Source organism: Halodesulfurarchaeum sp. HSR-GB (assembly GCF_031432215.1).
Lineage (GTDB): Archaea > Halobacteriota > Halobacteria > Halobacteriales > Halobacteriaceae > Halodesulfurarchaeum.
In genome coordinates this window covers 1-12,691 of the sequence record NZ_JAVKGN010000003.1, presented here as the reverse complement: position 1 = coordinate 12,691, position 12,691 = coordinate 1, and the positions used below count along the sequence as shown (strand labels likewise).

Sequence of the window (12,691 nt, the reverse complement as noted above, 5' to 3'; positions counted from 1 at the left end):
ATCGACATCTAATAACAAATCATCCGTTCCGGACCGCTGTAAATTCCGTCAAGTCCATCTCCCGTGTCCCGGAGAGTTCCCGCCGGATCCCTGTTCGGTCCCATCCGAGCGGTGACAGCACACTCTCGACAGCTCTGACGAGTTGCGTCTCGTAGTACGACGCATCGTACGAGTCTTTTTCTTCGTGGGCTAACACGACCCGCTCTCGCGAGCTCTTCTCGTCGTCGACGACTACGTACTCGATATCCTGTCCCGGGTGGACGGCGAGGTCCTGCTCTCGAGCCCGCTTCAGCGCCGCCACGTTCTGAGTGTTCTGCGTGTATCCCTCCAGCGGCTTGGAGACGCGATTCCGTTCGACGAGCTGCTCGACCGGCACCGTTCCAGCGTGGAGGCGCTTGATCGCGTCCTGAAGATAGTCGAGTACGGCGTCCGGTGACCGCGTGGCATCGAGTCGGTCGAGACAATCCCGCTGGACGTCCTCGATGAACGCCGGGGTTGAGCGCTGCCGGGCTTCGATGCCTCTGATCTTGAACTCGTCGTCGCCAGCCACTTTGCCGAAGTACTTCGTCAGCGCGCCGGCGTCGCTCTCGCGCTGCGGCACGAACGCCACCCAGTCGTAGTGAGCTTCGTGTTCGACCCGAATCTCGACGCGCTCCGTGATTGCCGTCGCGAGCGCCTCAAGGTCCTCGCGGTCATCGTTGTCGACGTCGGGGTCCGGTGTCACCCAGATGGAGTCGACGATGCCGTGGACGACCCGCCAGCCGCCGGCTTCCAGCCGTTGTTTCGCCGTCAACAGAATCTCGCGAGCGAACGCGTTGATCGCCTCGTGACACTCGATGCGCCCGAACTTCGCGTTGCTGAACCCTTGATAGCCGAAGCAGGCGACCAGGATCCACTTCAGCGCTCCCGATCGCCCCTCGAGCTCCGCCAGTCGGTCGTCGTCGGGATCGTTCCGATCCTTCTCGCGACGGATGGCCGCCTTGATCTCGTCGCGTGCGTCGATGATCGGCTGCAGCACGTCGACGAGGTAGCCTCGGTCGTCGCAGATTGAGTACCCCAGGTCGGGGACGTCGTCGCGGTCGCTGTGGCAGCTACACCGGATGACGTCCGGCGAGACGTTCCGCGTACAGATGATGTTCGGATACAACGAGGAGAAGTCGAGTTCGTGGACGTTCTCGTGGAGGCCGACCTCGGGGGCGAAGATGAAGCCGCCGCGGTCGGCGTCGTGGAGCGTCCCTATCGGCTTGTAGAACTCGTGGTGCCAGGAGTTCCACGGGACGAGGACGCCGCGGTCGTGGGCCTCGCAGATCTGGATCGCGGTGAGGACGTTCCCGATCGACCCCCACGCAAGCTCCTGGACGGGTTTTTTCGAGCGCGACACGAGGTCGAGGACGCCCTCGAGGTTCGTCTCCCCGTAGAAGAACGTGTTCGACTCGTCGATGATTGCCCGGCCGGGCACGTTGTACCGCGCCGGGGAGTGACCGACGCGGCCGTAGCTCGAGTACGTCGACCGGCTCGCGAGCTGCTGGTAGTCGACGTCCGGCCACCGACTCAGCGAGAAGTCGTCGACGCCGGCAGCCGTGGCCATCTCGTATAGCGTCGGGATGATCTCACTCGTCGAACAAACCAGTATGTCCGGATCGTGTGCGTCGAGCGCCCCCTGGACGGCGGTCAAGAGATCTGTCGGCGAGCCGGTGACGGTGTCGCCGGCGACAGCCAGCTCCCCATAGACGTCGTCGCTCGTTTCGGTCAACGGAACGCTGAGCCGGAGGATCGACAGCTCGCTCGCCGGCGTCGGATCGACGTCGGTCTCCAGACAGTATCGTCATCGAGTTCGTCGTCGCAGGCGGCTCCCAGCCGCTCCAACGCGAGCAGTTCGAAACGATAGCCGAGCACATTACCGACACTGGCGGGACCTTCGACCTCCAGCGCCTACCCCCGGACGCAGACCCGTACGCGGCCGTTCTCAGTCTCCATCCCCGCTACGAGATCGACGACCGAGCGGGGACGCTCACTGAAACCGACGAGCCGACGACGTCCCAGCTCATCACCGGGACATCCACCCGGTCCGCCGCCGACCAGGACGATGCGGCGGATCGCACGGAACCCGATCTCGACGTCTACCCCGATATGCTATTGCTGATCGATGCCCTCGAACACCACGATCCGACGGCGCTCGAGGACTGTGAGACACCGGTGCTCATCAACCTCTACACGCTCCTCTCTGACGTCCAGCGCAACGCCGGCGATCTCGCCAGGACGTGTATGAGGTGCTCCTCGAGCGGCTCCACCACGACCAGCCGGTCCACGGCCAGTATGGGTCGGTCCAGCGAACGAGTCGCCGCAATCGCTCGCTGAAGGACGACGACGAGGTCATCGGCGTGCTCGAGGACGCGGGGATTCCCCGCGAGCGGATTCTGGCTGTCGATCGGGAGAAAGTCGACGACGCGCTCGATGTGACCGACCTCTCCGAATCGGCGGTTTACGAGATCGAGGAAAGCGAATACGTGCGCAAAGCCGACGTCGACGACGGAGACCCTGTCGCCATCCGGACGTACCGCTTCTTCGGGTCGATTGACGGGCTGTCTCTCCGTTTCGTACGGCCTGTGAGGATCCTCTGAGATATCCATCACTTCAAGCCTCGTCGAGGGTGTCTTTCAGTCCTATTTTCGTCTCAGCAGGGTTAGGTTCGCCACTTAAACTCCTTATAAGCAAAAGGACGTTGTAATCCCACCAGGTAGTATTCCCTTGCTACCCTGTGTCACTCGTTGAATGTCATCCCGTATCCCCACTCTTCCAGGTTTGCTTCGACTTCGTCGAGATGTTGGAGCCCCGCTTTCATCACGGCTTCGCGCAGGTCCGTAAGCGAGACGTCGTCGTCGAATCGGTCTTCAAGCTCCCGTTGGGCATCTCGTTCCTCACTTTTGGTGTCCTCCTGGATGAATAGCGGGACGCGATCTCGACCGTCCTGGACGCCGTCGCGTCGGAATTTATATGGAATCCGCATCGATTGCTGCTGCTCCTTCCCTTGGCGCCCGTTGCCGTCGTCGGTCCTGCGATCGGATTCTTCCTCAGCGCCGGTGGCCCGCTCGTCCGCGGCAGGCTCCGCGTTTGCGTCATCATCGCTGGCGAATGGGTCTTCGCCGGCGCCCTCCTTCATGCCCGTCATACGGATAGCACCTCGTGGTCGAGGTCCCCGGATTCAGGCGGATTCGGGGCTTCCAGGCCGACCTGTTCCTCCAGGTGGCGTGCAATGCGATCGAACTGAGCGAGCGTCTCGATCTCGTAGTCGCGTTGTCGATCACGGTGTTCGCGGACGTACGTGTACGCGGAGCACTGTTCCATCCAACACCCCTCCATCAGGGATGCACGCTCACCGATTACTTCCGGAATCGGGTAGTCGATCTCGTCAAGGATCGTCTGTTGGTCCCGTGTATTCTTGAACCCCATCGGGACTGCAGCGAGTACGCCAACCTCGACGTCCAGTTGATCTTCAAGGCCAGCCACAAGTGATTCTAGCCCTTGAACGGCAGCCCGGCCTTTCGCGCTTGGCTCGACCGGGATGACCAGTGATCGCGTCGCGTGAATCGCGTTGTAGAGGTGTGGCCCCTCCGTTGCTGGTGGGTCACAGATGAGGACGTCATACTTGTCCGGCACACCAGCATCTCGAAGTATGCGTAACAACTGTGCGTGCATCCCGAACGCTTCACCCATGGCTTCCGCCTGGTCTTTCTCCCGCTGGAGATACTCTGCGAGGTCTGAGAGCATGTTGTGCTCCGGCACGATATCCACCCCCTCTACCGTTCGAATGAGGTCGTCGAAGTCGCCCTGTGGCCGGCGGATCATGTGGCGGACGATATTATCGACCGATTCGGTGCGGTCGGTGTCAACGCCGAATAATCGGGAAAGGTTGCCGTCCTGTGGATCTAGCGGGACAACGAGAGGTTTGAGTCCGGCACGAGCGTGAGCAACAGCTAAATTTGCAGCTGTGGTGGTTTTCCCAACCCCCCCAGCCTCACTGTACGTCGAGTACGCTAACATACTCATGCCATGGATACAACTCGTCTTGAAAGTTCGGTTCATCAATTCATTATTGAATGCCACTACGCACACTAATGAACACTACTAGTGAACACAATTCATGAATACATCTTATGAACATCATCCAAGAACACAACTAATGAATACACCAAATGATTTGTGTTCCTAGAGTTCTCCGATGAATGCGCAGACAGCAGAGGGTGAGATTGTACGTCGCTAGCGAACTTCGGCTTTGCCAACCGGCTCGGCGAAGGCAACTGAGTCGTTAACGTTGGTGATTTTGACGTCAACACGATCGCCGGGCTGCGTGCCAGGGACAATCACGATGTATGCACGTTCAAATTTCGCGATCCCGTCGCCCTGATCGCCGAGCGTATCGATGGTCACCGACCGGACGCCACCAGCTTCGACTGGTGGGTCCTGTGACTCAATCCGTTGTTCATCGGTGGGCTCGGTCTCCCGTGGGTCGTCTCGGACGGATCCAGCTTGGACTGCCGAGATTCGCTTGCCGACTCCAGGAGGGCAACACGATAGACGATATCGTTGGTGAGTGAACTATTCTCAACGGGTTCCTTCGGCAAGGTGTGTACATATTCATCTTCGCGTTCTTCAAGCGCCGTCTCGTAGAGCAAGCGCAGTGAATCGGAGATCTCGGTCATTATCGGGTGTATTCGGGGCTGCATAAACGGAATTAGGTTAGACGAGAGGGACGTTAGAACAGCGTTATAACCGGAGTATTTGGCATCTTGAGGGCGCTGACGATGCAGCGTCAACGAGGGACACAGTAGAGTTACAGAAGTTGAGACTGGCCATCTCAATGCATAGCTGGTAGTGAGGAACGAATCAGTTGTGTGGATACTGTTCTCTTCCGGGCGAAAGCGTAGCTACAACCATCTTGACTGAGAAACCGGCACAACCGTGTAATGCACGTCGTATGATGACATCTATAGTATAATAATAACCGTCCTTATCTCCTATCCCGAACGATTTAGTATTGTGATGTCTACGCAAAATACGTCGTCGGGTCGGATAGGGTCACTTACCCAGCTCCAGTGGCTGGCAGTTGCGTTGGTCGTCATCACTGGTGTCATCCACGTGTATGCTGGTATCGTCGAGGGGCGGATTCCTGTTGCACTCGCAGGTGTTGGCTATGCTGGCGCACTTGTGCTGTTCTTCTTCGACTATCGGCGTCGACTGCTCTACCTGATCGGGATTCCGTATACGGCCGTCCAGATCCCGCTCTGGATCGTGGCCAAGTCGGAGTACGGGATAATCGACTACGTCGACAAGGCGGTTCAAGTCGTCTTGATTCAGCACTCGGGTCCTTCCAGAATCCGGATAAGTCTTTGAGAGCGTGCTGAATATAACACGCGTATATGGTATCGTAGTCGTCCATCGATTCGCTTTCATGCGAATCTCATACTCTGCCGGTCGAGGGTCTCTGAACCTCCGACCGGCTACCATAATCCCGATCAGTCCACCACTGAATCATCCTCTTCATGTTCGTGAACCCAGACCGTCGAAATTCGGGTCCCCTCAACGCTCGTCACCTCGACGACGTACCCGTCGACCTCAACGCGATCGCCACGTTCTGGCGCGCGGTTGAGTTGCTCGAGTACCAGTCCACCGATCGTTTCGACCTCTTCACTTGTGAACTCTCCCTCGATCATGTCGTTGATTTTCGATAGCGGGACGCCCCCGTCAATGTCGTACCCCTCATCGCCACGCCGGCGAATCGAGGGTTCACGCTCGTCCATATCAAACTCATCCCGGAGGTCTCCAACGAGCGCCTCGACGACGTCTTCAACCGTTGCAATCCCCTCGAATGCCCCCCACTCGTCGATAACTGCGACCATTTGCTGTTGATCTTCTCTGAACTGTCTCAGGAGATCGCTCAGTGCCATCGTCTCGGGAGCGATGACGATCTCGCGGGCGATGTCGCCGACTACCTCGGCGTCCTCGCCCTCCACCTCGGCTCGTAACACGTCCTTGGCGTCGACGAATCCGATCACCTGGTCGCCGTCGTCGGCATCGAGAACTGGATAGCGCGTATGACCAGCCTCGAGGATGATCGACTGGAGGTCGGAGAGGGGGGCATCGGCCGGAACGCTCACCACGTCCGGTCGTGGAACCATGACCTCCCGCACCACGATGTCGTCGAGATCGAAGACCCGCTCGATCATCGTCACTTCCGCAACGTCGATGTCCCCTCCCTCGCCCGACCGTGTTAGTACTCGGAGGAGCTCTCGCTCACCGAGTGTCTCATCCGTTTCGGAAGCGGGCGGCACACCGAGCGACCGCGTGAACGCGTTGGCTGCCCCGTTGAACACCACAATTCCCGGATAGAGGATGTAATAAAAGAACTTCATTGGCGGGGCGAGAAACAGCGAGAGTCGCTCGGTTTGGGAGATTGCGATCGTCTTCGGCGCGAGTTCACCGAAGACGACGTGGAGGAACGTGATGAGACTGAAGCCGATTGCGAACGCGACGAGATGGATGAGACCCGCCGGGAGAATCGGTTCCAGTACGGGTTCGATGAGCGCCGCCACGGCGGGTTCGCCGACCCACCCCAACCCGAGCGAGGCGATGGTGATGCCGAGTTGCGTCGTGGCGAGGTAGTTATCGAGATTGGTCATTACTCCTTGGAGTGTCCCCGACCCCGGGCGCCCCTCCTCGACGAGCTGGTCAACCGATGTCCCCCGAATCCGAACGAAGGCGAACTCTGCAGCGACAAAAAAGCCGTTGAGCACCACGAGAAACAGCGCTAAGACGAGTTGTCCCACTGAGAGCGCGACGTTTACCATCGGTACTCCCAGAACGGACTGCCGTTCGATTGTAATGTGTCCATAGCTATGCATCTCGTTACGTTTACTAAAACCATCTACAGGATTCGCGGGTGATTGACTACTGTCAGTAGTGAGTTGTTCCTGTGGATCCCCTGGCCATAGACTGTCCTCCTCGTTTCGCCGACTGACAGCGGATATAGAACCTCGACATTCAGTAGGCAATTAGCATCGGGTCCTGCTGAATAGATCGTTTGGGCCTTGTTTAGACCCGGTGTAGATCGGACGTAACGGTTGCTATCCGAAGCACAAAATCAGACAGAGAGGCTCTTATACACTGATCCTGCTCAGCCAATACAGGCGCTAACTCACGATTTCGGGAGCGTCTAAACAAGGCCGATCGTTTGTATTGGTCACACGATTAGCTGACAACCCGCAAATTGATTCCTTCGGAGCATACAAGATGGGAGACGCGACTCTGGCATGAGATGGAACTGATCTACGAGAACATAACCGGTCAGGACAGAGGACATAGATATCGACCTTTCTAGTGGTAGAATATATCTGGTTGATATTGACTGATGTATCCCGAACGCTATAGTTCACTCTGAAATCTGGAAGCGCGCTATCTCGTCTGACCCACACTTGGGACACTCATCTGCGCCCGACCCAAGATTCTCACCGCACTGACGGCACTCCACGACGACCTCTGTCTCGTCGCCGGGCAGCAGCCGAGTAAGTACTGTGCGGACACTCATGGATTCGGAGGTTTTGGTGGCTATGAATTAATTCTACTGGTGATCTGTATCCACCGGAAATCCGGTGCGTTCGACCCGCAAAGCCGCCAAAGGCTTAGGTTCAAGCTCGATTGAAATTCATTTGGAAGGAACACTGTCACACGCTCCTTCCATCCCTTTCCATGAACGCTGACGAATCGATTCTCGGTCGCTGTCCGGAATGTGGTGAGAACATATCGGAAGCGTGGATTCTTATTGAGTACGAGAAGGACGACGGCGCCGAGGGCGTGTGGACTGAGTATCCGGCGTGTGAGGACGTTGTAGCGCCGGAGTAGTTGCAGACAGCAAAATACTGTATTCTCCGTCGCGTATCCGGTGTGAAGTCTATAAATGTAGACTTCAGAGCAACTTCGTTGTCTGTCCTTGGGCACGTTCAAAGAGTGTAACGAGCGATATGGTTGAGGTACCGGAGCAAGAGCCCCGCCTTGGCGACCTACAGGCAGACGAAACGTACCGTGTGGCTGTTCTGCCGGTACCACTAATGAGGCTAACAATACTGACGCCGGTCTACAGCCCGAGCAAGCGTCACAGACGGGACTGACAGACACTGCTACTACACGCGCATATCAGTCACTGATCTTTGGACAACCCGTGTGGAGACGAATCGGTAGAGACTAGTGGGACTTCAGTTGTGAATCACTAAATCTCCGTATTACTGCGTCTATCGCTCGTAGCCAACAGTTCAGCAGTGAAACGGCACTATTTTTTCGTGTGGGAACCGAATCGCAGACACGTGGCAGAATTACTGATTCTCTTGGGGTTTCTGGTAGCAGTATTCGTCGGGTACAATATCGGCGGGTCATCAACCGGTGTTGCCTTCGGTCCGGCGGTCGGCAGCCGGGCCGTCAGAAAAGTCACCGCTGGAGCACTGTTTACCGTGTTCGCGTTCCTCGGAGCGTGGACGATCGGGCGGAAGGTCATCACGACGATGAGTACCGAAATCGTCGATGCAGCAGCCTTTACACCCGCAGCGAGCGTTGGCGTCCTCTTTTTCACCGGGCTCGCGCTCCTGATCTCGAACCTCTACGGTGTCCCGGCGTCAACCTCGATGACAGCCGTCGCAGCAATCGTCGGACTCGGATTGGCAACGGGGACGCTCAACACTGCGCTGATGTTTACTATCCTGTCGGCATGGATCGTCGCCCCGTTGATCGCCGTCTTCACAGGTGCGTTTATCGGCAGATATCTGTACCCGCACCTCGACGCCAAATTCGAATTTGGTCGCCTCACGAACCCGTTGATCGCAATCGATACCCAGGGGGGGCTCCCACAGCTATCGGTCAACGATAACGTGGCACCTCGGGATCTGATCGGGTCGGCGCTTGTGGTGGCAATTGCCTGCTACATGGGGTTCAGCGCCGGAGCCTCGAACGCGGCGAACGCGGTCGCCCCGCTCGTCGGCAACGGTTCCCTCGACCCCAGCCCGGCGATTCTCCTCGCGGTCGGGGCCATCAGTGTGGGCGGATTCACGATTGCCCGGCGGACGCTGGCAACCGTTGGCAACGATGTTACTGACATGCCGATTCTGGCAGCGCTCATCGTTTCGACCGTGGGTGCGACGATCATCACTATCCTCTCGTGGCTCGGAATTCCAGCCAGCCTCGCCGTGAGTACCACCAGTTGCATCATTGGGCTCGGGTGGGGCCGTGCAAGCCGAGCGCGGACGCTCGCAGAAATAGTCACACAGTCCCCTGCCGATGAATCCGCTCCAACGTTTACGACTGGTGCACTCAAACTTCACCCAGTTGAGGACGACAAGGGGGTCGCTGCGGGCCCGACTGTGGGCGAACTCGCTGAAGGCGAGTCTCCTCACCCGGACAGGCAGCACGCATCCGGGGATCGTGTGTCTAGCATTGGCGAGAAAGACCCGGAGGAACTGTCCGCCGAAAGTCTGTTTGACCCCGCAGCTACGGCACGTATCGTGGCGCTCTGGGTCATCACGCCGACGATGGCGGTCGTGGGATCCTATGGCTTGTTTTCACTCCTCGCCTAAGAGAACACCACGTCCGTCCATCGGTCTCAGTCGCAGCCACTCACCGAGCGACGATCACAGGGACGGGCGAGTTGCGGAACACTTTCTGGGCGACGTTCCCGACGACCAGTCGATCGACTAACGAGCCGCCGTGGCTCCCGATGACGACCGCATCGAAATCGTCGGCGCTGTTCACAATCGCTCGAGCCGGATGGCCCAGTTGAACCTCGGTGGTGATCTCGACATCGTACTCGCCGGCAAGTTTCTTGGCGTCATCAAATATGTCCTCTGCGCGCTCCTCTGCGGCCTCTTCAACATCCTCTTCAAGAGCAAGCGACGTGGCTGCTCCTCCCCACAGTGACGGTCCGCCCACGACGTGCAAGACGGTGATCTCCGCGTCGGGATGGTTCTCGAGGGCGTACTCGAGCGCTCGCTGGGCCATCTCCGAGTCGTCCATCGGAACGAGGATCCGTGAGATCATAGTACCAACTACGGTTAGAATGTGGATAAAATGATGGTGTCTATTTTCTTTCCGCTTGGCTAATATGGCTATTGAGCCTCTAGAGGCAGAAGACCATTCTCGGGTGGTCGGACGGGGCAGTCGATTTAACCGGTCTGGTGCTAAAGGTTTGGTATGGAACTACTTGTCGCCGTTGATGGATCAGAAGAGAGCAATCGGGCACTTGCGTATGCTACGGACATCGCTAACGCGACCGGCGGATCAATCACGGTAATCCACGCAATCGAACCGGATATCTATGACGCTGGTGGTGGAGAACCGATATCCGGGTCCGACCGCAGGGACCGGCTAGTCATCGATAGCCTTGACGCCGCAGAGGAGCACGGTCGAGCGATCATAGACGAGGCGATCGAGTTTGCAGCGGAGCGGGGGCAAACCGTGTCTGGAGAATTACTCTACGGAAAACCGGCGAAGAGAATACCCGAATATGCCGAGAAAGGAGAGTTCGACACGCTCTACGTTGGTCACCGGGGCTGGTCCGAACGAACTATTGAGTTCTTGGGCAGCGTGGCACGAGACGTAGTTGAGCGTACTACCATTCCGGTCACTGTCGTCAGGTAACACCGACTGATTCAATACACGCCACCCATCACCTTGGCCAGGCTCATCTCGTGGAATCCCCGTGTAACCGCTCGATAGTGATTATCGACCAGTACATCCAACTACCACCATGATTATTAATATATATCGATGTCTGCAGTGACTGTTGGGACGCTCCTCATCTTTCTGATTATTCTCGTCGCTTTCATTTTGTTCGTCACCGAACCCGTCCCGATCGACGTCACAGCGATCGGGATCATGGTGACGCTTATGATACTCGGTCCGTGGACGGGCGTTTCGCCGCGCGAAGGCGTTTCCGGATTCTCGAACCCCGCAACGATCACGATTCTCGCGATGATGATCCTGAGCGAAGGCGTCCGTCGGACGGGGGCGATTCAGCGTCTTAAGAAGATAGTCGCCTCGTTTACAGGCGAAAGCGAACACAAACAACTCGGCGCAACGGTTGGGCTCGTTGGTCCACTCTCGGGAATCATCAACAACACCGCGGCCGTCGCCATCTTGTTGCCGATGGTGAGCGACCTCGCTCACGAGAACGGAACGTCGCCCTCAAAGTTGCTCATTCCGCTTTCCTACGCGTCGATGGCTGGTGGAATGCTCACGCTCATCGGCACGTCCACGAACCTCCTAGCCAGCGACGTGGCGAGCCGACTCGCTGCCGACTACCCATCTCTGCACGCGTTCTCGATGTTCGAGTTCGCCCACCTCGGCTTCGTGGTATTTCTCGTCACCGGGGTGTACCTCCTTACGATCGGATACTGGCTTGCTCCCTCTCATGTGACACCTCGCAGTAAGCTCGAAACGGCCCAAAAGGAAGAATTTTTCACGGAAGTGATCGTGGGCGAAGAATCGCCGTTCGTCGGCTTGACGCTCCAAGAGGCGCTCGAAGCGGTCGAATTCGAAGCGAACGTCACTCAACTGATTCGTGATGGTGACTATTATCGAGAGCCGAAACTGTCCATGACGATACGGGAGGGGGACACCTTCACGATCCGGCTCACCGAAGACGCGTTACGGACGCTACACGGGGTAGAGGGAATCGAAATTGTTTCGGAAGTCACGCCGCCAGGTGGTTTCGACGCGCTTGGCCCCGAGCAAACGCTCGTCGAAATCGTCGTTACCGCCGGGTCCAATCTCGTCGGCGAAACGGCCGAGTCGTCACGGTTTCAAGACCAGTATCAGACGGCTGTTCTGGCCATCCGTCGTGGCGGTGAGACCGCCTACGAACGCCTTACAGAGTATCGAATCCGTCCGGGCGACCTGCTCCTCATCGAGTCCGACCCCGACACCGTCGACCGACTCGCGGACGATCCGAATATGATCGTGGCTGGCGAACTCGCCGTCCAGCAGTTCCGGTCGTCGAAACTCCCGATCGCAGTCGGTGTCGTGCTCTCGGTCGTCGGAGTGGCGGCACTCGGCATCCTGCCGATCATGGTGGCTGCGCTCGGCGGCGTCCTCGTGATGATCGTCGCCGGTATCATCAAACCGGCAGAGGCGTACGATGCCGTTCAGTGGGATGTGATCTTCCTCCTAGCCGGCGTCATTCCGCTCGGCAGGGCACTATCGGAGACGGGTGGTGCCGATCTGCTCAGCACGCTCGTCGTCTCGACGGCTGACTTCTTGCCCACGATCGCCGTCCTCGGACTGTTCTATCTGCTGACCGCTGCGATTACCAACCTCGTTAGCAACCAGGCCAGCGTCGTGTTGCTCATCCCCGTCGCTGTCGACGCGGCCGCCAAGTTGAACGCCAACGCATTTGCCTTCGTTCTTGCAGTCACGTTCGCCGCCAGTACGGCGTTCATGTCGCCAGTTGGGTATCAGACCAACCTCTTCGTCTATGGTCCCGGTGGATACGATTTCAGTGACTACATCCGAGTCGGCGGGCCCCTCCAGGTGATCTTGGCCGTTGTCACGACCCTCGGGATCGCCGCATTCTGGGGGCTCTAACAAATGTTGCAACGATTATTCATTTGAGGCCCCGGGGCGATGTTCTCAAGATAGTAACCGAATTCGAACATAT

Annotated in this window: 11 protein-coding genes and 2 pseudogenes; 6 read left to right on the top strand and 7 right to left on the bottom strand. The window is 57.9% G+C overall.

The genetic code is table 11. The features are described from left to right. Nucleotides 1–19: 19 nt before the first annotated feature. Nucleotides 20–1,825, bottom strand: a pseudogene (locus RH831_RS11355) (type B DNA-directed DNA polymerase); the annotation flags it as partial. Between RH831_RS11355 and RH831_RS11350 the strand changes: the two are divergent. Beyond that, nucleotides 1,822–2,531: pseudogene (locus tag RH831_RS11350) on the top strand (hypothetical protein); the annotation flags it as partial. The pseudogenes RH831_RS11355 and RH831_RS11350 overlap by 4 nt on opposite strands. Before the next feature lie 230 nt (nucleotides 2,532–2,761). Here RH831_RS11350 and RH831_RS11345 read toward each other — a convergent pair. The 4 genes from RH831_RS11345 to RH831_RS11330 all read right to left on the bottom strand — a co-directional run bounded on the left by RH831_RS11345 (nucleotide 2,762) and on the right by RH831_RS11330 (nucleotide 4,700). Beyond that, entirely contained in the window at nucleotides 2,762–3,169 is a 408-nt protein-coding gene (locus RH831_RS11345; RefSeq protein ID WP_310554318.1) for a hypothetical protein, read from the bottom strand. Continuing rightward, complete coding sequence (locus RH831_RS11340) at nucleotides 3,166–4,041, bottom strand: ParA family protein (protein WP_310554317.1); 876 nt, start codon at nucleotides 4,039–4,041, stop codon at nucleotides 3,166–3,168. The genes RH831_RS11345 and RH831_RS11340 overlap by 4 nt, the downstream gene beginning before the upstream one ends. Nucleotides 4,042–4,257: 216 nt before the next feature. Then, a complete protein-coding gene (locus RH831_RS11335; protein ID WP_310554316.1) occupies nucleotides 4,258–4,428 on the bottom strand; it encodes a TRAM domain-containing protein in 171 nt (56 codons plus the stop codon). Then, complete coding sequence (locus RH831_RS11330) at nucleotides 4,425–4,700, bottom strand: hypothetical protein (RefSeq protein ID WP_310554315.1); 276 nt, start codon at nucleotides 4,698–4,700, stop codon at nucleotides 4,425–4,427. The genes RH831_RS11335 and RH831_RS11330 overlap by 4 nt, the downstream gene beginning before the upstream one ends. A 409-nt stretch (nucleotides 4,701–5,109) precedes the next feature. On the opposite strand from RH831_RS11330, the gene RH831_RS11325 reads away from it, so the two are divergent. Continuing rightward, nucleotides 5,110–5,391: a hypothetical protein gene (locus RH831_RS11325; protein ID WP_310554314.1), complete on the top strand. Its 282-nt coding sequence runs from the start codon at nucleotides 5,110–5,112 to the stop codon at nucleotides 5,389–5,391. Nucleotides 5,392–5,513: 122 nt separating this feature from the next. Here the strand turns inward: RH831_RS11325 and RH831_RS11320 are convergent, their stop codons facing one another. Further along, nucleotides 5,514–6,845, bottom strand: coding sequence for a hemolysin family protein (locus RH831_RS11320; RefSeq protein ID WP_310554313.1), 1,332 nt, complete (start codon nucleotides 6,843–6,845; stop codon nucleotides 5,514–5,516). A gap of 898 nt (nucleotides 6,846–7,743) precedes the next feature. Between RH831_RS11320 and RH831_RS11315 the strand changes: the two genes are divergently transcribed. Both RH831_RS11315 and RH831_RS11310 read left to right on the top strand, forming a co-directional pair. Next, the gene (locus RH831_RS11315) at nucleotides 7,744–7,896 is read left to right on the top strand and encodes a hypothetical protein (RefSeq protein WP_310554312.1); all 153 of its coding nucleotides are present in this window, start codon (nucleotides 7,744–7,746) and stop codon (nucleotides 7,894–7,896) included. Nucleotides 7,897–8,354: 458 nt separating this feature from the next. Further along, the gene (locus RH831_RS11310; protein ID WP_310554311.1) at nucleotides 8,355–9,614 is read left to right on the top strand and encodes an anion permease; all 1,260 of its coding nucleotides are present in this window, start codon (nucleotides 8,355–8,357) and stop codon (nucleotides 9,612–9,614) included. Nucleotides 9,615–9,654: 40 nt separating this feature from the next. Here the strand turns inward: RH831_RS11310 and RH831_RS11305 are convergent, their stop codons facing one another. Beyond that, a complete protein-coding gene (locus tag RH831_RS11305) occupies nucleotides 9,655–10,074 on the bottom strand; it encodes a universal stress protein (protein WP_310554310.1) in 420 nt (139 codons plus the stop codon). Between the two features lie 153 nt (nucleotides 10,075–10,227). Between RH831_RS11305 and RH831_RS11300 the strand changes: the two genes are divergently transcribed. Both RH831_RS11300 and RH831_RS11295 read left to right on the top strand, forming a co-directional pair. Then, the gene (locus RH831_RS11300; protein WP_310554309.1) at nucleotides 10,228–10,674 is read left to right on the top strand and encodes a universal stress protein; all 447 of its coding nucleotides are present in this window, start codon (nucleotides 10,228–10,230) and stop codon (nucleotides 10,672–10,674) included. A gap of 129 nt (nucleotides 10,675–10,803) precedes the next feature. Beyond that, entirely contained in the window at nucleotides 10,804–12,618 is a 1,815-nt protein-coding gene (locus tag RH831_RS11295; RefSeq protein WP_310554308.1) for an SLC13 family permease, read from the top strand. Nucleotides 12,619–12,691: the final 73 nt, after the last annotated feature.